We start from the raw sequence: 19,527 nt of genomic DNA on the forward strand, positions 1-19,527 counted from the left end.
CGGGTCGCGAAAAGGTCGGTGACCACCGCGTGGTCGACCTCTAACCAGTCCCGCACGCGTGCGACGACCGCGGTGGCCAACACCGAGTCACCGCCGAGGGCGAAGAAGTCGTCGTGCACGCCGACCGGGTGCACGTCGAGCACCTCGGCGACGATCTCGGCCAGCGCGGCCTGCAGGTCGTTGGTTGGGGCGACGTGCGGCCCCGCCGGGGTGTCGGGCTCCCCGAGCAGTGCCACCGCGGTCGTCGCACGCGTGCGGGACTGGTTAGAGGTCGACCACGCGGTGGTCACCGACCTTTTCGCGACCCGCACCGTGGCGGGCTTCGCCGAACGGTTGAACAAGCGCGAGGCAGCCCGCGGCACCCCGCAGCGGCTGGCGGTCATCGCCCGGCACTATCTCGACGTCGCGGCGCTCACCGACGAAGAGGTCCTCGCCGAAGGGTAACCGGCCGTCCCAAGCGACGAACAGCAAAAGTTAAGTACCCCACTACGCTATTCGGCCGATGGGCACCGCCCCATGCTGATCCGGTGGCCGAGGGTCTCAGCAAGCGCGAGCAAGCGTTACGCAAGTTGCCGTTGCCGTACTCGCTGGCGTTGCGGCTGCGCGATGCCGGTGCCGCTCGCGAGGTGATCTGCGAGTACGTCGGCGTCGAGGACGAACACCTCGACGGTGTTTATCGCCTTGCCGAGGCGAAACTCATTGCGCTGCAACAAGAGATCGGTATCTGCTAGTGCTAGGACGCGGTGTGGGCCGACGGAGCGGTCCGTGACTTCGCAACTGCGACAAACCCGTCGCAGCCGGAGAAAGATTCACACGCTAGGAGAACGACATGAATTATCTGGTTTCCTGGACATACCGCCTCAACGGGACCGCGACCGAGAACGAAGATTCGTTGCGGCGTGGCTTGGCCGTCTTCTCCAAGTGGGCGCCGCCGGCGAGTTCGACCTACCACGCGTTCCTGGGCCGCGTGGACAGTGGCGGCGGATTCGCCCTGATCGAAACCGACAACGCGGCCGACCTCGCCGACGTCACCGGAAAATTCGCTTTCATCGCCGACTACCAAGTTCACCCGGTAGTCGACATCGACCAGTCTGTGCAGGTGCTGCGGCAAGGTGTCGACTTCCTGGAATCCGTACAAACTTGAGTGATTGACTGCGCGCTGGCCCGGACCCTCCTACGCTGACCGAGTGCGATTGACGTGGCCGCTGGTCGGCCGGTCGCAGGAGCTGGCGGTCATCGAATCCGCCATCGCCGCGCCGGGGTCGTCCGGCATCGTCGTCTGCGGCGGCGCCGGTGTCGGAAAAAGTCGCATAGCGCGCGAAGCGCTCGCGGCGGCGACCTCGCGTGGTTGCGAGATTCGTTGGGCGGTGGCCAGTTCGTCGGCGCGGTCGATCCCACTGGGAGCGTTTGCCGCGTGGGTTGGTACGCCCGGAGCCAATAAGGTTCAACTGGTCCACCTGCTCCGCGACGTCATCGGCGCGCTCACCGCCGCGCCGCCGGACGCCTCGGTGGTGGTCGCCGTCGACGATGCCCATCTGCTCGATGACCTGTCCGCGTTCGTGCTGCACCAGATCGTTCAGCGGCGTGCGGCGCGGGTGCTGTTGACCGTACGCAACGGCGAACCGGTTCCCACTGCGGTACAGGACATCTGGCGCGGCACCGGGTTCGAGCGCCTGGACCTGCAGCCCCTGTCCGCCGAGGAAACCGCCACGCTGCTGGCGTCCGCACTGGGTGACCCGGTGGATCCCGATGCCGCCCAGCGGTTCTGGCGGCTGACCCGGGGCAACGTGCTGTACTTGCGCAATATCGTCGAGCAAGAGCTGGCCGACGGGCGGCTCGCGAAACGTCACGACCACTGGCGCTGGCACGGCGATCCGATCGTGCCGCCCAGCCTGGCCGAGCTGATCGACTCGCGAATGGGAACGCTCTCGGCCGAGGTCGGCGACGTGGTGGACGCGCTGGCGGTAGGGGAGCCGATCGAATTGGCGTCCTTGGCGCGGATCGCCGACGCCGACGCGATCGAGGAAGCCGACGTGCGTGGCTTGATCACGGTCGGCGAGGTCGGCGGCCGGATGGAAGTCCGGCTTGCCCATCCGCTGTATGGCGAACTACGGCGCAAGCGGGCCGCGCCAACGAGATTGCGTAGGCTGCGGGGGCGGGTCGCCGCGGAACTGGCCGCCACCGCGGAACACGGCGATGTGCGAATGGTGGTGCGGCGCGCGGTATTGAGCGTCGATTCCGATCTGGTCCCCGACCCCGATTTGCTGGTCAGGGCCGCCGACGGAGCCATGTTTTTGGCGGACGCACCCTTGGCCGACCGGCTGTCCGCCGCTGCGATCAGGGCCGGAGCCGGAGTGCAGGCGTACAACATTCGCGCGTTCGCGCTGGCGTGGCAGGGCCGCGGCGAGGAGGCCGACGCGGTGGTGGCAAGCACGCCCACCGAGGGCCTGTCCGAGTCCGACCGGGTGTACTCACTTGGCCATCGGGGCTTCTGCAAGTTGTGGGGGCTGGCCGATCCCGATGGCGCGAAGTCGCATTTCGACGAGGCCGCGCGGATAGCCACGACCGCGGCGTCCCGCAGCTGGATCAATGCGTACCTCATCGTTTACTGGGCGTCGATGGCTCGCCCGGACAGGGCGATCGAACTCGGTGCCGGCGTCGATCTGGAACAACTGCCCGCAATCATCAGCGCGGCCGCGGCGTGGGCGCTCGTCGTCGCCAACGGCGACGCGGGCCACGGCGCTGCGGCGGACCGGGCGGCTTCGGTCGGCTCCGCATACGCACAGCGCATGGGAACGGCGGCCCACATGCGACTGCTCATCGTCGACCGGCATGTCGGTGCGCTCCTGCAAGGCGGTCGGATGGTCGACGCGAGTGCGTCAGCGGAGCAGGCAGGTGTGGAGACCGTCGATGTGCCCGGCGTCGCTCGTCTTCTCAGCACCGCGATCGTGGGCCGGGTGGCGCTCGGCTCGGGCCGATTGACCGAGGCGAGATCCCTGCTGGAGACGGTTGCCGAGCTGTTCAGGGGCGACTCCAACGGTTTTCGGTACCGATACCTGATTCCACTCACGACCGCACTGGCAATGTGCGGTCTGGTCGACGAGGCGGCTGCTGCGCTGCAGGCCACCGAGGCCGAACACCATCGGAGTTGGGGATTCGTCGATTACGAGCGTGATCTGGCGCGCGCTTGGGTGGCTGCCTGCCAGGGCGCGGTCAGTGAAGCAGCCAGGGTCGCGGCGGCTGCAGCCCAAACGGCCAGGGCCAACGGACAATTCGCCGCCGAAGTGATGTGCCTGCAAGCCGCGACGCAATTCGGCGACAGCTCCACCGCGCCCCGGCTGCGCGAGCTCGCCAATACGGTGGAGGGACCACGGGTCGGTGTTGCCGCTCGATTCGCCACCGCCCTGGCCGACAGTGATGCAGCCGGATTGGCCACGGCGTCTGAACAATTCGAAGGCATGGGCGATCTCGTCGCCGCGGTGGACGCGGCCGCGCACGCGGCAACCGCGTATCGCACCAAGGGCCTAAGGGGATCGGCGCTGGGTTGCTCGACGCGCGCGCAGGCGCTTGCCGAGCGCTGCGGCGGGGCCGCCACGCCCGCGCTACGAGAAGCCAGCATCGAAATCCCTTTTACTTTCCGCGAACGGGAAATCGTCACGCTGCTAAGCGGCGGATTGTCCACTCGGTCGGTTGCCGAGCGGCTGACTCTCTCCGTACGCACCGTCGAGGCCCACATCTACCGCGCGATGGCGAAAACCGGGGTCTCGAGTCGCGAGGAACTCGCGGCTCTGCTCAAGCCCCTCGGCTGACCGCGCCGGGTCCACATCAGACCGACGCATAGCTGCTACACAGCTCCGCCATAGCTCCGTGAACCGCTCATGTGGCAGTGTCGATGTAACGCGGTTGGTCCGCAGAACGACACACCAGTCACAATTGGCACAACGACAACACGCGCCAGCGCGCGGGGAACATCGACGTTCCCGCACGTTCCCGCGCGAATCCGACAGGGGGACAGCAATCGTGCGAACCATGAAATCACTCGCTTGGGGCGTGGCCGCGGTGGCCGCGATCGGCGCGGCTGCGGCCGGTGCAACGGCCGTCGCCGGGACGCCGACGGAATACCAGGTGCAGCCCGTCGTCTTCGGCGCGCCACTGCCATTGGACCCGGCACCGGTACCGGCGCCGGCCAACCTGCCGACCGCCCCGCAGCTGACCGGCATCCTGACCAACCTCGCCGATCCCAACGTGTCGTTCGCCAACAAGGGCAACCTGGTCGAGGGCGGCATCGGCGGGACCCAGGCGCGCCTCGCCGATCACCAGCTGAAGAAGGCGGCCAAGAACGGTCAGCTGCCCCTGCAGTTCAACATCGCCAACATCCAGCCGGCCGCCGAGCCGGGCGCGGCCACGGCTGACGTCGCCGTCTCCGGCCCCAAGCTTTCCCCGCCGGTGACGCAGAACATCACCTTCGTCAACCAGGGCGGTTGGGTGCTGTCGCGGAGCTCGGCGATGCAGCTGCTGCAGGCGGCCTCGGGCTAGTACCCCTCGCGAAAAGACGCAAAAGCACCCTTTTCGGACCCGAAAAGGGTGCTTTTGCGTCTGCTCGCGCACCTTCCGTCACACGCGCAGGTCGAGGCGGGCCAGCCGATCCGGGTCGGCCAACACGTCGATCGCCGCGATCCGGCTGTCCCGGACCAAAAATCCCATCACCGCGACGGCTCGCCCCGCGATGAACACCACCGCCCCGGCGGCTCCGTTGACGACCGCGGTCCGCACCTCGCGCTCCGGGCCCGCATAGCCGCGGGCCAACTCGGCCACCGACGTCGCCCCCTGAGCGCGGAAGCCGGGTGTGCCGCCCCCGAAATCGCCGTGCAACACCACCTCCGGGTGCAGCACCGCAACCAGCCGGTCGAAATCTCCGCCGCGGCCGGCCGCGAAGAAGGCGGCGACGGCGTCGTGCTGGGCCGTCAGGTCGCTGTCCGGTACGGGATCCGCCTGCTGGATACGCCGCCGGGCGCGACTGGCCAGCTTCCGCGTCGCCTCCGGTGACCTCTGCACGATCGCTGCGATCTGGTCGAACGGCACCGCGAAGGCGTCGTGCAACACGAACGCCAGCCGCTCGGCCGGCGGGAGGGTGTTCAGCACCACGAACAACGCCAGGCCCACCGCGTCGCCCAGCATGGCGCGATGTTCCGGATCGAATTCACCGTCCGATTCCACAATCGGATCCGGAACCTGCGCGACCAGTTCCTCACCGGCGCGGACCCGACGCGACCGAAGGGTGTTCAGGCAGATCCGCGCCACCACGGTGGTCAGCCACGCGTCCAGGTTGTCGATGTCCTCGGTCGCGCTGGTGCTCAACCGTAGCCACGCCTCCTGAACCACGTCCTCGGCATCGTCGAGGGAGCCCAGCATCCGGTAGGCGATGGCGCCCAGCCGCGGGCGGGCCGCCTCGAAGCGGGCGGTAAGCGTCGGGTCGCCGGTCATCCGCGGTCAGCGTCGGGCAGCGCGCACACCATGCCTTCCGATAGACCCGCCGATCCGATATTCAGGGCAAGGTTGAACCGGGCGCGCAGGTTGCCCAGCGTGATGACGTGGGTGAGGCCGACCAGTTGCGCGGTGTCGAAATGCGCACGCAGCCGCTCGAACAGCTCGTCCGTCACCTCGACGGGTGTGCGGGTCATCGCCGTGGCGTAGTCCAGGATCAGCTTGTCGACTTCGGAGAAGCAGTCGGCATTGCGATAGTCGGACCGATAGTCGGACCGATAGTCGGACAGTGCCAGCAGCTCCCCATCGGTGATGCCCCATCGGCGGGCGATCTGGGAGCCGAGGTCGATGCAGAATTCGCAGCGCGCCGTCGTCGCCGACTTGAGTTCGGCGAGCGCGCGGTGCCGCGGGCTGAGGATGCCGAGTTTCGCCTCGGCCTGTTCCAGCCGCCCGTAAGCCCGCAACAGCCGGGGGATATGGGCATACATCCGCATCGGTTCCAGCATCGTCGCGGTTTCGCGGCCCGTCATCCGTTTGAACTGGCGCTTGGTGAAGAAGAAGGCGATCTTTGCGCTCAAGCCGGCGTCGCGGTCAGAGACTCCGGTCAGTCGTGGCCCGGAATTCGGTGTCATGGCGCGCCTCCTGGAATGTGTCACTAGTTCTCTAACCAGATCGACACCCGGCCGCGCACGGATGTGACCGGTCCCCGCGACAAGACGCTAAAGCACCCTTTTCGGGGCCGAAAAGGGTGCTTTAGCGTCTGTTCGGCGCAGTTAGCCGGCGGCCATGTCCATGTCGTAGACCCGCGCGTGTAACACCGTCCGGTTCCGCAACGCCGCGCGCACGGCCCGGTGCAGTCCGTCCTCCAGGTAGACGATGCCCCGCCACTTCACCGCGTGCGGAAACAGATCGCCGTAAAACGTCGAGTCCTCCGACAGCAGACGATCCAGGGCGAGCACCGTGGTCGTCGTGACCAACTCGTCGAGCCGGATCTGCTGCGGCGGAATCTGGGACCAGTCTTTGTAGGACAGCCCGTGCTCCGGATACGGCTTGCCCTCGCGTACGCCCTTGAAGATCATTCGCTGTCGCTTTCGCCTGGCGTGCTCCACGGGAACATTTGGGTAAGGCTATAGCGACGCGGGACCTGATGCCGTATCGGCCGCTGATCCCGGTTGGCAGGTGAGGTCCTGCTGAGACCGTAAAATGAACGCGGCCAGTGGGTGTATAGGAGGTGACAGTCGATGGGAAGCGCAGACGAGCGTCGTTTCGAGGTGCTCCGCGCAATCGTTGCCGACTTTGTTTCCACCCACGAGCCAATAGGTTCCAAATCTCTGGTGGAGCGCCACAATCTGGGCGTCTCCAGCGCCACCATCCGCAACGACATGGCGGTCCTGGAGGCCGAGGGCTACATCACCCAGCCACACACCAGTTCGGGCCGGGTGCCCACGGAGAAGGGTTACCGCGAATTCGTTGACCGACTCGACGGCGTCAAGCCGCTGTCGGCGGCGGAACGGCGCGCGATCCAGAACTTCCTCGAGTCCGCCGTCGACCTGGACGACGTGCTGCGCCGGGCGGTGCGGCTGCTGGCCCAGCTGACGCGTCAGGTGGCCGTGGTCCAGTATCCGACGCTATCCACCTCCACCGTCCGTCACTTGGAAGTCATCGCGCTCACGCCGGCCCGCCTGCTGATGGTGGTCATCACCGACTCCGGCCGGGTCGATCAACGCATCGTCGAACTCGGTGACGTCATCGATGAGCACCAGCTCACCCAACTCAGAGACATGCTCGGCCAGGCGCTGGTGGGCAAGCGGCTCGCGGCGGCGTCGGTCGCGGTGGCCGATCTGGCCGGCGGGCTGCACAAGGGCGACGGCCTGGGTGACGCCGTTGGGCGCTCGGCAACGGTGTTGCTGGAATCGTTGGTGGAGCACACCGAGGAACGTCTGCTGATGGGCGGCACCGCCAATCTCACCCGCAACGCGGCCGATTTCGGCGGCTCGCTGCGCTCCATTCTGGAAGCGCTGGAGGAGCAGGTCGTGGTGCTGCGGTTGCTGGCCGCGCAACAGGAGGCCGGCAAGGTGACCGTGCGCATCGGCCACGAGACCGAGGCGGAGCAGATGGCCGGCACCTCCATGGTGACCACCGCCTACGGCACCAACGACACCGTTTACGGCGGTATGGGTGTGCTGGGACCCACTCGGATGGACTATCCGGGAACTATGGCCAGTGTTGCCGCGGTTGCCATGTATATCGGCGAAGTGCTGGGCGCTCGATGACCGCGCGCCCGCAACAGAGTTTGGGTACGGCCCCGTAGGGGTGGGCTTACAGGGCTCTCGACAGAGCTTGGGAAGGGTTAATCGTGGCACGCGATTACTACGGGTTGCTGGGCGTCAGCAAGGGCGCCAGCGACACCGAGATCAAACGCGCTTATCGCAAGCTGGCGCGCGAACTGCATCCGGACGTTAACCCTGATGAGGCGGCACAAGCCAAGTTCAAGGAGATCAGCGCCGCCTACGAGGTGTTGAGCGATCCGGAGAAACGCCGCATCGTCGACCTGGGCGGCGACCCGCTGGAAAGCGCGGGAGCGTCGGCGGGCGGTTTCGGCAACTTCGGTGGCCTGGGCGACGTGTTCGAGGCGTTCTTCGGCGGCGGGTTCGGCGGGGGTGGTTCACGCGGCCCCATCGGCCGGGTGCGGCCCGGGTCGGACTCGCTACTGCGAATGCGGCTTGACCTCGAGGAGTGCGCCACCGGCGTCACCAAGCAGGTCACCGTCGACACCGCGGTGCTGTGTGACCGATGCCAGGGCAAGGGAACCAACGGCGACTCGGCACCGGTCCCGTGCGACACCTGCGCGGGTCGCGGCGAGGTGCAAACCGTGCAGCGATCGCTGCTGGGCCAGATGTTGACTTCGCGGCCCTGTCCGACGTGCCGCGGCGTCGGCGTGGTGATCCCCGACCCCTGCTATCAGTGCATGGGTGACGGCCGGGTGCGCGCGCGCCGGGACATCACCGTCAAGATCCCGGCCGGCGTCGCCGAGGGCATGCGGGTCCGACTCGCCGCGCAGGGCGAGGTGGGCCCGGGCGGGGGACCGGCCGGCGACCTCTACGTCGAGGTTCATGAGCAGGCCCACGACATCTTCGCCCGGGAGGGCGACGACCTGCACTGCACGGTCTCGGTGCCGATGATCGACGCGGCCCTGGGTACCACCGTCACCTTGGACGCGATCCTGGACGGCATGAGCGAGGTCGTCATTCCGCCCGGCACCCAACCGGGCGCGACGATCACGCTGCGCGGCCGGGGGATGCCCCAGCTGCGGTCCAGCACGCGCGGTGACCTGCATGTCCACGTCGAGGTCGTGGTGCCGACCCGGCTGGACCACCGCGACACCGAGTTGTTGCGCGAGCTGAAGAACCGCCGCAGCCGTGACGTTGCTGAAGTCCGCTCGTCGCACGGCGGGGGCGGCGGGCTGTTCAGCCGGCTGCGCGAAACCTTCACCGGGCGCTAGTCTCCGCGGGCCGCTCATGGTGGCGACGCTGTTCTATGTCGACGGGCTGCCCGACGTCGGCGGCCTCGCCGTCGTGGCCGGCGACGAAGGGTTTCATGCGACCGCCGTGCGGCGGATCCGGGTCGGTGAGGAGTTGGTGCTGGGCAACGGCGCCGGGGAACTCGCCCGATGTGAGGTCGAGCAGTCCGGACGTGAGGGTCTGCGGGCGCGGGTGCTGGAGCGATGGAACGTCCCGGCCACGCAACCACCCGTGACAATCGTTCAGGCGCTGCCCAAGTCCGAGCGCTCCGAACTCGCCGTCGAGTCGGCCACCGAAGCCGGCGCCGACGCGTTCGTGGCCTGGCACGCGGCGCGCTGTGTCGCTCGTTGGGAAGGCGCCCGGCTCGACAAGGGGCTGCGCCGGTGGCGGGCCGTCGCGCGCGCGGCGGCGCGTCAGTCCCGCCGAGCGCATATCCCCGCCGTCGACGGGGTGCTGTCCACCGCGGCACTTGTGACGCGGGTGGGTCACGAGGTCGCCGCCGGTGGTGTCGTAGTGGTACTGCACGAGTCGGCGGCGCAACGGATCGCGGATTACCCTCTCTCGCAAGCGCATTCGGTGACGCTTGTGGTCGGTCCCGAGGGCGGCATCGCGCCGGAGGAGTTGGCCGCCCTGACTGAAGCCGGTGCCGCGGTGATTCGGCTGGGACCCACTGTGCTGCGCACCTCGACCGCGGCCGCGGTGGCGTTGGGGGCGCTGGGAGTGCTTACCGCGCGGTGGGATTCGCCGTCGGGTCTCTAGCCAGTGAATCCCGAGGAAATCTATGCCTCGGTCAAGTTGGCAAGTGGGCTTGGATGCGAGTTGGTTGTGGGCCGGCTGTCGCCTGCACGAGGCCACTCACGAATAGACAACTTGATCCGTTAATGTATCCTAAACGAAAATGTATCCGATTGCGGGGGCGTGTCGTCCTCGCGTCGACGATGGGCCGGGCGCATGGCGACAAGAGGAGTCGCCGGTAGGCGAGCCGGGGTGACTTGCACTCCAGTGCAAGGAAAGGAACGGTTGTGCTGTGGTGAACTTCGCGGTGTTGCCGCCGAAAATCAACTCTGCGCACATATGCACAGGCATCGGCGAGTTGAAACCTTGTGGCAGAACAGGTTTCAGCATCTGCTGAGTGGTTCGCGCAGGATTTCTGAACTGACCGCATAGCGCAGCATATTCGCGTTTCCTCGAATTCCTTAATTTCCAGAGCTTTTCGACTTCATGGCGGAGGGTGGTTTTGTCATGTCTTTTGTGTTTGTGGCTCCTGAGTTCGCGCAAACCGCGGCAACCGATTTGGCCGGTATCGAAGCGGCCCTGAGCGAAACGAACGCCGCGATCGTGACTTCCACCACAAGGGTGGCGGCTGCCGGTGCCGACGAGGTGTCCGCGGCGATCATGGCGCTGTTCAATGCTCACGGCGCCGCCTATCAGACAATCAGCGCTGAGGCCTCGCTGTTTCATCAGCAATTCGTCGCGTTGCTGAGCGCGGGCACGCACTCTTATGCCACCGCAGAGGCCGGCAATGTCTCGATGCAATCCGTGGATCAGCAGCTGCTCGGGGCGCTCAACGCGCCGTTCAACACGCTGCTGGGACGCCCGCTGATCGGTGACGGAACGCCCGGAAGTTCGGCCGGCCCCAACGGTGGAGCCGGTGGGCTGCTGTGGGGCAACGGCGGCGACGGCTACAACGGTGCCGGCGGAGCGGGCGGGGCGGCCGGGCTGATCGGCAACGGGGGCGCTGGAGGCACCGGCGCCGCGGGCCAAGCGGGTGGCAGCGGCGGGGCTGGTGGCTGGCTCTACGGTACCGGCGGCATTGGAGGTGATGGCGGAATCGCCACCTCGACCGCTGGAACGGGCGGCCTCGGCGGGGTCGGCGGCGCGGCGGGCATGTTCGGTAACGGCGGCGCTGGAGGCACCGGCGGCGCCGGTCTGGGTGGGGCAAGCCCGTGGGCCAATATCGGTGCCGGCGGCGGGCAAGGCGGTGCCGGTGGGGCCGGCGGACACGGCGGCGTGCTGGGCGGCGGCGGTGGCGCGGGCGGAACCGGGGGCGCCGGCGGCACCGGTGGCACCGGCGGACGGCTGCCCATTCCCACCGGCGGGGGCTTCGCCGGCGGGCAAGCCGGCAACGGCGGCGTCGGAGGAATCGGTGGGGACGCCGGACTGCTGTTCGGTAATGGCGGCACTGGCGGTCTCGGCGGTGCAGGCAGCGTTGGCGGCGCCGGCGGCAACGGTGACATCCTCACTGGTGCTGGCGGTCACGGTGGCTTCGGCGGAAAGGGCGGTGTCGGCGGTGCCGGGGGCCACGGCAGCCTGTTCGGTAACGGCGGCGATGGCGGCACCGGCGGGGCTGCAGGCAAGGGTGGGGCAGGGGGCAATCCCGGCATCGGCGGAATCGGCGGTCTCGGGGGGCTGCCCGGCACACCCGGACACGGTGGCCAGGGCGGGCAGGGTGGAGCGCTGGGCCAACCAGGCGCGACAGGCGCATCGGGCGCTACTGCCGCACAGGGCCAGGGATCGGCCACCAATCCCATCAGCGCGGTCTCCGGGAGTTTGAACACGACATACGACTTCGTGCAGAACATCAACACCGAAATGGCGAGAGCCAACGGTTATGTGAATTCCTTTGGCGCCTCTATCAGTAACAGTATTGCCCAGTCGGTGCACCAATGGGCCGCGCTCGCACAGGAAGCGATCCTCGACGCCACCGGCTTGTCGTTCCTCGATGGCGGCAGCGGCAACTTGGGGCTGCTGAACTTCGGTGACAACAACCAGGGATTCCTCAACTTCGGCAACGGCAATCACGGGATGCTGAACTTCGGTGATGCCAACAACGGCAGCCTCAATCTCGGTGGCGCCAACACCGGCAACTTCAACGTCGGCTTCAACAACATCGGCAACAACAACTTCGGCCTGGACAACACCGGCGACCGCAACGTCGGGGTCAGCAACCTCGGCGACAACAATCGCGGCGTCGACCTCACGGGCAACCGCGCGTTCGGCGTCAGCACGGCCGCGCTGGCGTTGCCGTTCTAGCCGCTCCGGACAATTAGAGGAGGGCGAAATGGATTGTGCGTTGCCGACGCCAGCTGAGCTGCCCGACTGGGCCGCGGTCCTCCAGGAGCTGGCCTTGATCGCCGCCAGCTCCTGTCTTGCGCTGCGCTGCGAGCTGGCGGAGGCAGTACACGGTTTCGCCGCGGCAGCTGTGCACGCAGGCTTGAGGCTGAGGTCGGCGGTGCTTACAGTGCTTACGGTGCAGTGAGATTCGCTGTCGAGTCGCTAGCCAGCCGGGCCCGCAATTCGTCGATGCCACCGCCGCTCAGGTATTGGAGCGCCCACGGTCGGCCGGCCAGCACCGACGCCAGCTGCGCCGCACCACCGGTTACCGCCCGGACGCCGTCGCCGTGTGTCCAGTCGACGTCGGTGGCGCGCAGCCGCAGTCCACGTGCCCGCGCAGTTGCCGGCACGAACGGGTTCGGCACGCGCACTTGCGTATTGAGCACCGCAATTAAAGCTGCGGGGGTTACCTCGGGTGTCCGCTTCAGCGCGAAAGCAATGTCGAGTTCGTGAATAACGTGATCACCCAATAGAAGTCGCCGGGGAAAGACGCGGCCGACGCCACGTGGCCGACGGATCAACGTCGAGAACTCATCAAGCAGAGCGCCGGGACTGCGCCGCCGCGCCACATCGATGGAAAATGCGCTGTTCGCGCGGTCGAACGATCCCCGGTACCTCAACAGGTATCGGCCGAGCTCGGTCCCCGAGGCCCGGTACCCCACCACCAAATGGGCCAGCACGTCGTGATTTCGCCATCCCATGCACAGGCTCGGTTGTTGCCAATCGGCGTCCGACAGTTGCCGGGCCCAGTGGACGAAGCGGGTGTCATTGTCGTGCAACATCTTACGCAGATCCGACATGTAAATGCTCCTTCAGGAAGTCGGTCTGGTCGGCGAGCAGGCCGGCGAGCAGCGGCGGGTGATAGATCTGGAAGTGGTCGCCGTCGTAGTAGCGGGCGACGCCGTGCGGTGCTCGTCTGGCGACGTCCTCGGCATGCCGGGGGTCCATCAGCGTCTCGCGTTGCGATACGCACACCAGCAGCGGCGCCGCAATCCGGAGCGCCTTGCGTTTGGCGCTGGTGACGGCGATCTCGACGACGTTGGAAGCGGCGATCCGGTTGTCGAATGAACCGCCGGGATCCACGGTCGAATTCCACCCGTCCTCGGCTCCGGCGACGGCGACAGCGGCCAGAGTGCCCGGCGGTCCCACGATCGGTACGTAGCGGCGGGGCCGTCCGGTGGCGGCCCGCACGGCGTCTGCGACGACCGCCGGCCCAAGCCGCAGCAGCGGGGCCCAGCCCAGTCGGCGTAGCGTCGCCGGCCCGTCGACGATCGGGCACTGCACCACAACGGCGGCGACGTCAGGCCGTTCGGCGGCCACCCGCAGCACGTGCATCGCACCCAGGCTGGTGCCCCATAGAGCAACCCGGGCCGGGTCGATGCCGGGCGCCGAACGGATGAAGTCCAGCGCCGCCGTGATGTCTCGGCGGTGACGACGCAGGCTGAGCCGCTGCCGCGGGTTCCCGTCGGAGGCGCCCAGGTTGCGGTAGTCGAAGGCCAGGGTCGCGATCCCGGCGGCGGAGAAGTGCCGCTCGTATCGAGCCAAAGCCATCGTGTGGTTGGCGCCCAGACCGTGCGCCAGGACGACGGCCGGATGCGGTCCCGCGCCGGCTGGGCGAGTGAGCCATGCGGCGCAACGGCTTCCTTCTGAAATGAATTCGGTGGCGACGGTGCTGGGGATGACGGTCATGGACCCTCCTGATACGTACGATGTACGTGTTGTACATTACGTACGATGTACGTGTCAATGGAAGGGGATCCGGATGCGCGCGCGCTTCTCGGTGGCCGATATCGCCGCGGCGGCGTTGGAGATTGTCGACCGCGACGGGCTGGGCGGGCTGAGCATGCGCTCGCTGGCGACGGCGCTCGGCACCGGCCCGATGACGCTGTACAACTACGTCAAGGATCGGCGCGAGCTGGAGGAGCTGGTCGCCGAGGCCGTCATCGCCGAAATGAAAGTTCCTGCGAGAACTGACGATTGGTGCGCCGACGTGCGTGCGATCGCGACGGCCATGTGGGAGGCGGTGCGTCGGCACCCCAACGCCGTGCCACTGGTGCTGACCCGACGAACGGTGTCGGCGTCGAGCTATGCCGCCGCCGACCGGTTGATCGCGGCGCTCAATCGCGCCGGGCTGGCCGAACACGACGTGCTGGCCAGTTTCCGCGCGGTGCTGGCCCTGGTCACGGGCAGCGCGCAGGCGGAGCTGGCCGGACCGCTGGCCGGAGCCGGACGGGATCGCGAACAGGTCACCGTGGCGGCGAGGATAGGCGGCCTGGCCGGTCACCAGCATCCCCACATCGCCGCGCTCGCGCACGTCAGCCAGCGTTCGACGGCGGTCGCCGACTTTGATCGTGGGTTGACCATCCTGCTGGCGGGCATCAAATCTTTGGGAACAGGTCACCGACCGGCGGTAGACTGAATTCGGCTTTTTCGTCCGCACGCATGTCCCCACGCCAGAAAGCAGGCAGCAGAAACCACGTGACGCCCCGCGAGACCCGCGCTGCTGACGCTGGCGTGACCCGTCAGACCGATGCTCAAGTTCGCAGCAGCTTCGAAGTTCCGCCCGACCTCGTCATGGGCCTGCTCGGCTCGGCCGACGAGAATCTACGTGCCCTCGAACGCAATCTGAACGCCACCCTGCATGTGCGGGGCAACACCGTCAGCTTCGCCGGCGAACCGGCCGATGTCGCTCTGGCCGAGCGGGCCGTCTCGGAACTGGTGGCGATCGTCGACAGGGGACAGGCATTGACGCCGGAAGTGGTGCGGCACAGCGTCGCCATGCTGGTCGGCACCGGCAACGAATCCCCGGCCGATGTCCTTACACTCGACATCCTGGCCCGCCGCGGCAAGACGATTCGACCCAAGACGCTCAACCAGAAGCACTACGTCGATGCCATCGACGCCAACACCATCGTGTTCGGGATCGGCCCGGCCGGTACCGGCAAGACGTATCTGGCCATGGCCAAGGCCGTGCACGCGCTACAGACCAAGCAGGTGACCCGGATCATCCTGACCCGGCCGGCGGTGGAAGCCGGTGAGCGCCTTGGCTTTCTGCCCGGCACGCTGAGCGAGAAGATCGACCCGTATCTGCGGCCGTTGTACGACGCGCTCTACGACATGATGGACCCCGAGCTGATCCCCAAGCTGATGTCGGCCGGGGTCATCGAGGTGGCGCCGCTGGCATACATGCGCGGCCGGGCGCAACCGGTCTTCACCAAAGTGTTGACACCCAGTGGTTTCCGACCGATCGGAAGCCTGCGGGTCGGTGACTTCGTGATCGGCTCGGACGGGCGCCCGACGGAGGTTCTCGGGGTTTATCCGCAAGGCTTCAAGGAGATCTATCGGGTCTCTGCGCAGGACGGTTCGTCGACTTTGGCGTCGGGTGACCATCTCTGGTCTGTCTACACCCGCTCGGACAGGCGGCGCGGCAGGCCCGCTCGAGTCCTGCAGACCAAGGAGATGATCGGCAATCTCCGTGCCGCGCATCACCACCGCTACGAACTGCCGATTTTGAGCGCGCCGGTGCAGTTCGAATCCCGGGCGGTTCCGCTCGACGCCTACGCGCTTGGGTTATTGCTTGGCGACGGGTGCGTCACCTGCTCGACTACACCCGGCTTCGCGACGAATGACCCAGAGTTGGCGCATGCTCTGGAATGCCGCATTCCGGGGATAACCGTCCGTCATAAGAACGACGTGGATTACGTGCTCAACCGGACTACGTCGCCCGGGGAAGTCATCACGAAGGCGAATCTGGTCACCGACGCGCTGCGGCAACTGGGACTGGCCGGTACCCGATCCGACACCAAGTTCGTGCCCCCCCAGTACCTGTTCAATTCCGTCGATGTGCGCCTGGGGGTGCTGCAAGGTCTGCTCGACACCGATGGCGGCCCGCTCCCCCAGCAGGGACGCTCCTGCCGCATCCAGTTCACAACCGTGTCCGATCGGTTGCGCGACGATGTGATGTTCCTGGTGCGATCGCTCGGCGGGGTCGTATACACGCGGACTCGGCCGGCCGAAGGCCGCAAGCCAGGTCTGGTGGGCGGCCGGGCGGTGCCGCATCGGTCCGACGCGCACGTTCTCGACATCCGTTTGCCGGCCGGCGTCATCCCGTTCCGGCTGGCGCGCAAACTCGCGAAGTACGACGCCGACGGGTGTGGTCGCCCCATGCGTTTTGTCGACAGCATCGAATCCGCGGGCACCGAAGAGGCCGTGTGCATCCAGGTGGCCGCCGCGGATTCGCTCTACGTCACCGAGGACTTCCTGCTCACGCACAACACGCTCAACGACGCCTTCATCGTCCTGGACGAGGCGCAGAACACCACCGCCGAGCAGATGAAGATGTTTTTGACCCGGCTGGGTTTCGGCTCCAAGGTCGTGGTCACAGGCGACGTCACCCAGGTCGACCTGCCGGGGGGCGCGCGGTCCGGGCTGCGGGCGGCCGTCGACATCCTCGAAGACATCGACGACATCCACATCGCCGAGCTGACCAGCGCGGATGTGGTTCGTCACCGCCTGGTGGGGGAGATCGTCGACGCCTACGCGCGTTACGAAGAGCCCGGCCAAGGGATGAATCGGGCGGCTCGGCGGGCATCCGGCAGCCGTAATCGTCGATGATGGGTGCGTGAGCGCCTTATGAGCATCGAAGTGTCCAACGAGTCGGGCATCGACGTCTCCGAAGCCGAACTGGTCAGTGTGGCCAGGTTCGTCATCGATCAGATGGACGTGCACCCCGCCGCCGAGCTCTCGATGGTGCTGCTGGACACCGCGGCCATGGCCGACCTGCACATGCGGTGGATGGACCTGCCCGGTCCGACGGACGTGATGAGCTTCCCGATGGACGAACTGGAGCCCGGCGGTCGCCCCGATGCGCCCGAGCCGGGTCCGGCAATGCTGGGCGACATCGTGCTGTGCCCGGAGTTCGCCGCCAAACAGGCCGCCGCGGCGGGTCACAGCCTCGGGCATGAGCTTGCGCTGTTGACCATCCACGGCGTGCTGCACCTGCTCGGCTACGACCACGGCGAGCCGGACGAGGAACGGGAAATGTTCGCCTTGCAGGACCGGCTGCTGGAGGAGTGGGTGGCCGAGCAGGTCGAGGCCTACCAGCACGACCGCCAGCACGAGCGGGACCGCCGGTTGCTGGACAAGTCAAGGTATTTCGACCAGCCGTGACCAGTCTCTATCAGCTGCTCAGCGCGGTCGTGTTGATCGGTCTGGGCGGTATCTTCGCCGCGCTCGACGCCGCCATCAGCACCGTCTCGCTGGCCCGGGTGCACGAGTTGGTGCGCGACGAGCGGCCCGGTGCGAGGTCGTTGCTCAAGGTGATGGGCGACCGCCCGCGATACATCAACCTGGTGGTGCTGCTGCGCATCGTCTGCGAGATCACCGCGACCGCGCTGCTGGTGGTTTATTTCCGGCGCAAGGTCAGCATGGACTGGGGTCTGTTCTACGCCGCCGCCATCATGGTGGTGACCAGCTTCGTCGTCATCGGTGTGGGTCCCCGCACGCTGGGCCGTCAGCACGCCTATTCCATCTCGCTGGCGACGGCCCTTCCGCTGCAGGCGATCTCGTGGCTGCTGATGCCGATCAGCCGGGTGCTGGTGCTGCTCGGTAACGCGCTCACTCCCGGCCGCGGCTTCCGCAACGGGCCATTTGCCTCTGAGATCGAGCTGCGTGAAGTCGTCGACCTGGCACAGCAGCGTGGTGTGGTCGCCGCCGACGAACGCCGGATGATCGAGTCGGTGTTCGAGCTCGGGGACACCCCGGCGCGCGAGGTGATGGTGCCGCGCACCGAGATGGTGTGGATCGAGAGTGACAAGTCGCCGCACCAGGCGATGGCGCTGGCGGTACGCAGCGGCCACTCCCGCATCCCGGTAATCGGTGAGAACGTCGACGACATCCTCGGTGTCGTCTATCTCAAAGATCTTGTGCAGCAGTCCGTTTTCTCCCGCAACGGCGCCCGGGAGACCACCGTGGCGCAGGTCATGCGGCCGGCCGTGTTCGTACCGGATTCCAAGCCGTTGGACGCGTTGCTGCGCGAAATGCAGCGCGACCGCAACCACATGGCGCTGCTGGTCGACGAATACGGCGCCATCGCTGGTCTGGTGAGCATCGAGGACGTGCTGGAAGAGATCGTCGGCGAGATCGCCGACGAGTACGACCAAGCCGAGACCGCTCCCGTAGAGGACCTCGGCGACGACCGTTTCCGGGTGTCGGCGCGACTGCCGATCGAGGACGTGGGCGAGCTCTACGGCGTGGAGTTCGACGACGATCTCGACGTGGACACCGTCGGCGGGCTGCTGGCGCTTGAACTGGGGCGCGTGCCGTTGCCCGGCGCCGAGGTGGTGTCGCATGGCCTGCGCCTGCACGCCGAAGGCGGTCCTGATCATCGCGGACGTGTCCGGGTGGGCACCGTGCTGCTGAGCCGGGTCGAGCCACCGGAGAGCGAGGGTGATGAGTGAGTTCCGTTCCGGCTTCGTCTGTTTGGTCGGCAGGCCGAACACCGGCAAGTCGACACTGACCAACGCGCTGGTCGGGGCGAAGGTGGCGATCACCTCGATGCGCCCGCAGACGACCCGGCACACGATCCGCGGAATCGTGCACCGCGAGCACTTCCAGATCATCCTGGTGGACACCCCGGGCTTGCACCGACCCCGCACGCTGCTCGGCAAGCGCCTCAACGACTTGGTCCGCGACACCTACAGCGAGGTCGACGTCATCGGCTTGTGCATACCGGCCGACGAGGCGATCGGTCCCGGAGACCGCTGGATCGTCGACCAGATCCGGGCGGTCGCCCCGAAGACCACCCTGGTGGCGATCGTCACCAAGATTGACAAGGTGCCCAAAGACCGGGTGGCCGCCCAGCTGGTCGCGGTCAGCGAACTGGTCGCCAGTGCAGCCGAAATCGTGCCGGTGTCGGCGGTGTCCGGCGCGCAGGTCGACGTGTTGACCGACGTGCTGGCCGCGGCACTGCCGGCCGGCCCGGCGTATTACCCCGACGGCGAGCTGACCGACGAGCCCGAAGAGGTGTTGATGGCCGAGCTGATCCGCGAGGCCGCCCTCGAAGGGGTGCGCGACGAGCTGCCGCATTCGCTGGCGGTGGTGATCGACGAAGTCAACCCGCGCGAGGGGCGCGACGATCTGATCGACGTGCACGCCGTGCTCTATGTCGAGCGAGACAGCCAGAAAGGCATCGTGATCGGCAAGGGCGGGTCTCGGTTACGCGAGGTGGGTACCGCGGCGCGCAACCAGATCGAGAAGCTGCTCGGCACCAAGATCTACCTGGATCTGCGGGTGAAGGTCGCCAAGAACTGGCAGCGTGACCCCAAACAGCTTGGCCGCTTGGGCTTTTAGCGGGTGTGCACCCCCACCGAGCGTGGGCCTTCGGTAGGTGACACGGCCCTCGCGCCGC

General features: G+C 67.2%; 18 protein-coding genes and 4 pseudogenes. 16 read left to right on the top strand and 6 right to left on the bottom strand.

What is annotated here, in order from left to right; all coding sequences use genetic code 11:
* Positions 1–311 (bottom strand): phosphopantetheine-binding protein (locus tag A5645_RS29455; RefSeq protein ID WP_436405510.1); only part of this gene is annotated, 311 nt, incomplete at its 3' end.
* Here A5645_RS29455 and A5645_RS27865 point away from each other — a divergent pair.
* From A5645_RS27865 to A5645_RS18590, 5 genes and pseudogenes are all read left to right on the top strand, one after another.
* A pseudogene (locus A5645_RS27865) lies at positions 217–444 on the top strand (hypothetical protein); the annotation flags it as partial. The gene A5645_RS29455 and the pseudogene A5645_RS27865 sit on opposite strands and share 95 nt — an antisense overlap.
* Positions 445–527: 83 nt before the next feature.
* Positions 528–731 (top strand): hypothetical protein, encoded by a 204-nt coding sequence (locus A5645_RS18575; RefSeq protein ID WP_065036888.1) that lies wholly within the window; start codon positions 528–530, stop codon positions 729–731.
* Positions 732–829: 98 nt separating this feature from the next.
* The gene (locus A5645_RS18580) at positions 830–1,144 is read left to right on the top strand and encodes a DUF3303 domain-containing protein (protein ID WP_065130620.1); all 315 of its coding nucleotides are present in this window, start codon (positions 830–832) and stop codon (positions 1,142–1,144) included.
* Between the two features lie 43 nt (positions 1,145–1,187).
* Positions 1,188–3,809 carry a LuxR C-terminal-related transcriptional regulator gene (locus tag A5645_RS18585; RefSeq protein WP_065130621.1) on the top strand — a complete coding sequence of 874 codons (2,622 nt, stop codon included), beginning with the start codon at positions 1,188–1,190 and terminating at the stop codon, positions 3,807–3,809.
* A 220-nt stretch (positions 3,810–4,029) separates the two neighbouring features.
* The gene (locus A5645_RS18590; protein WP_436405511.1) at positions 4,030–4,536 is read left to right on the top strand and encodes an MTB12 family secreted protein; all 507 of its coding nucleotides are present in this window, start codon (positions 4,030–4,032) and stop codon (positions 4,534–4,536) included.
* Positions 4,537–4,614: 78 nt separating this feature from the next.
* Here the strand turns inward: A5645_RS18590 and A5645_RS18595 are convergent, their stop codons facing one another.
* From A5645_RS18595 to A5645_RS18605, 3 genes are all read right to left on the bottom strand, one after another.
* Positions 4,615–5,484 (bottom strand): sigma-70 family RNA polymerase sigma factor, encoded by an 870-nt coding sequence (locus A5645_RS18595; RefSeq protein ID WP_065130623.1) that lies wholly within the window; start codon positions 5,482–5,484, stop codon positions 4,615–4,617.
* Complete coding sequence (locus A5645_RS18600; protein WP_065130624.1) at positions 5,481–6,116, bottom strand: carboxymuconolactone decarboxylase family protein; 636 nt, start codon at positions 6,114–6,116, stop codon at positions 5,481–5,483. The genes A5645_RS18595 and A5645_RS18600 overlap by 4 nt, the downstream gene beginning before the upstream one ends.
* 141 nt (positions 6,117–6,257) lie before the next feature.
* Positions 6,258–6,563 carry a type II toxin-antitoxin system VapB family antitoxin gene (locus A5645_RS18605; protein WP_065036894.1) on the bottom strand — a complete coding sequence of 102 codons (306 nt, stop codon included), beginning with the start codon at positions 6,561–6,563 and terminating at the stop codon, positions 6,258–6,260.
* Positions 6,564–6,725: 162 nt separating this feature from the next.
* Between A5645_RS18605 and hrcA the strand changes: the two genes are divergently transcribed.
* The 4 genes from hrcA (at position 6,726) to A5645_RS29135 (ending at position 12,038) form a co-directional block, all read left to right on the top strand.
* A complete protein-coding gene (gene hrcA / locus A5645_RS18610; protein WP_065036895.1) occupies positions 6,726–7,757 on the top strand; it encodes a heat-inducible transcriptional repressor HrcA in 1,032 nt (343 codons plus the stop codon).
* An 83-nt stretch (positions 7,758–7,840) separates the two neighbouring features.
* Positions 7,841–8,986: a molecular chaperone DnaJ gene (dnaJ, locus tag A5645_RS18615; RefSeq protein WP_036358676.1), complete on the top strand. Its 1,146-nt coding sequence runs from the start codon at positions 7,841–7,843 to the stop codon at positions 8,984–8,986.
* 16 nt (positions 8,987–9,002) lie between these two features.
* Positions 9,003–9,764 carry a 16S rRNA (uracil(1498)-N(3))-methyltransferase gene (locus A5645_RS18620; protein ID WP_065130625.1) on the top strand — a complete coding sequence of 254 codons (762 nt, stop codon included), beginning with the start codon at positions 9,003–9,005 and terminating at the stop codon, positions 9,762–9,764.
* Positions 9,765–10,247: 483 nt separating this feature from the next.
* Complete coding sequence (locus tag A5645_RS29135) at positions 10,248–12,038, top strand: PE domain-containing protein (protein WP_081288434.1); 1,791 nt, start codon at positions 10,248–10,250, stop codon at positions 12,036–12,038.
* A gap of 212 nt (positions 12,039–12,250) precedes the next feature.
* Here the strand turns inward: A5645_RS29135 and A5645_RS18635 are convergent, their stop codons facing one another.
* Both A5645_RS18635 and A5645_RS18640 read right to left on the bottom strand, forming a co-directional pair.
* Positions 12,251–12,919 carry a maleylpyruvate isomerase family mycothiol-dependent enzyme gene (locus A5645_RS18635; RefSeq protein ID WP_065130627.1) on the bottom strand — a complete coding sequence of 223 codons (669 nt, stop codon included), beginning with the start codon at positions 12,917–12,919 and terminating at the stop codon, positions 12,251–12,253.
* Positions 12,903–13,808, bottom strand: a complete 906-nt coding sequence (locus tag A5645_RS18640) for an alpha/beta hydrolase (RefSeq protein WP_253867058.1) — start codon at positions 13,806–13,808, stop codon at positions 12,903–12,905. The genes A5645_RS18635 and A5645_RS18640 overlap by 17 nt, the downstream gene beginning before the upstream one ends.
* Positions 13,809–13,881: 73 nt before the next feature.
* Here A5645_RS18640 and A5645_RS18645 point away from each other — a divergent pair, with 73 nt between their 5' ends.
* From A5645_RS18645 to era, 7 genes and pseudogenes are all read left to right on the top strand, one after another.
* Positions 13,882–14,538 (top strand): TetR/AcrR family transcriptional regulator C-terminal domain-containing protein, encoded by a 657-nt coding sequence (locus A5645_RS18645; RefSeq protein WP_065130628.1) that lies wholly within the window; start codon positions 13,882–13,884, stop codon positions 14,536–14,538.
* A gap of 59 nt (positions 14,539–14,597) precedes the next feature.
* Positions 14,598–15,317, top strand: a pseudogene (locus A5645_RS28810) (PhoH family protein); the annotation flags it as partial.
* A 261-nt stretch (positions 15,318–15,578) separates the two neighbouring features.
* A pseudogene (locus A5645_RS29310) lies at positions 15,579–16,130 on the top strand (LAGLIDADG family homing endonuclease); the annotation flags it as partial.
* 264 nt (positions 16,131–16,394) lie between these two features.
* Positions 16,395–16,733, top strand: a pseudogene (locus A5645_RS28815) (PhoH family protein); the annotation flags it as partial.
* Between the two features lie 18 nt (positions 16,734–16,751).
* A complete protein-coding gene (gene ybeY, locus A5645_RS18655; RefSeq protein WP_065130629.1) occupies positions 16,752–17,288 on the top strand; it encodes an rRNA maturation RNase YbeY in 537 nt (178 codons plus the stop codon).
* Entirely contained in the window at positions 17,285–18,577 is a 1,293-nt protein-coding gene (locus A5645_RS18660) for a hemolysin family protein (RefSeq protein WP_065036902.1), read from the top strand. Before ybeY ends, A5645_RS18660 begins: the two co-directional genes overlap by 4 nt.
* Positions 18,570–19,469, top strand: a complete 900-nt coding sequence (gene era / locus A5645_RS18665; protein WP_065130630.1) for a GTPase Era — start codon at positions 18,570–18,572, stop codon at positions 19,467–19,469. The genes A5645_RS18660 and era overlap by 8 nt, the downstream gene beginning before the upstream one ends.
* Positions 19,470–19,527: the final 58 nt, after the last annotated feature.

The sequence above is a fragment of the Mycobacterium asiaticum genome (assembly GCF_001673635.1).
GTDB lineage: Bacteria > Actinomycetota > Actinomycetes > Mycobacteriales > Mycobacteriaceae > Mycobacterium > Mycobacterium asiaticum_C.

Bases quoted from the DNA above. Each gene is read 5' to 3' on its own strand.
- A5645_RS18590 (WP_436405511.1), top strand. From the start codon at position 4,030: ATGAAATCACTCGCTTGGGGCGTGGCCGCGGTGGCCGCGATCGGCGCG.
- A5645_RS18620 (WP_065130625.1), top strand. From the start codon at position 9,003: ATGGTGGCGACGCTGTTCTATGTCGACGGGCTGCCCGACGTCGGCGGC.
- A5645_RS18640 (WP_253867058.1), bottom strand. From the start codon at position 13,808: ATGACCGTCATCCCCAGCACCGTCGCCACCGAATTCATTTCAGAAGGA.
- era (WP_065130630.1), top strand. From the start codon at position 18,570: ATGAGTGAGTTCCGTTCCGGCTTCGTCTGTTTGGTCGGCAGGCCGAAC.
- A5645_RS18645 (WP_065130628.1), top strand. From the start codon at position 13,882: ATGCGCGCGCGCTTCTCGGTGGCCGATATCGCCGCGGCGGCGTTGGAG.
- A5645_RS18600 (WP_065130624.1), bottom strand. From the start codon at position 6,116: ATGACACCGAATTCCGGGCCACGACTGACCGGAGTCTCTGACCGCGAC.
- A5645_RS18635 (WP_065130627.1), bottom strand. From the start codon at position 12,919: ATGTCGGATCTGCGTAAGATGTTGCACGACAATGACACCCGCTTCGTC.
- hrcA (WP_065036895.1), top strand. From the start codon at position 6,726: ATGGGAAGCGCAGACGAGCGTCGTTTCGAGGTGCTCCGCGCAATCGTT.
- A5645_RS29135 (WP_081288434.1), top strand. From the start codon at position 10,248: ATGTCTTTTGTGTTTGTGGCTCCTGAGTTCGCGCAAACCGCGGCAACC.
- ybeY (WP_065130629.1), top strand. From the start codon at position 16,752: ATGAGCATCGAAGTGTCCAACGAGTCGGGCATCGACGTCTCCGAAGCC.
- A5645_RS18595 (WP_065130623.1), bottom strand. From the start codon at position 5,484: ATGACCGGCGACCCGACGCTTACCGCCCGCTTCGAGGCGGCCCGCCCG.
- A5645_RS18580 (WP_065130620.1), top strand. From the start codon at position 830: ATGAATTATCTGGTTTCCTGGACATACCGCCTCAACGGGACCGCGACC.
- A5645_RS18605 (WP_065036894.1), bottom strand. From the start codon at position 6,563: ATGATCTTCAAGGGCGTACGCGAGGGCAAGCCGTATCCGGAGCACGGG.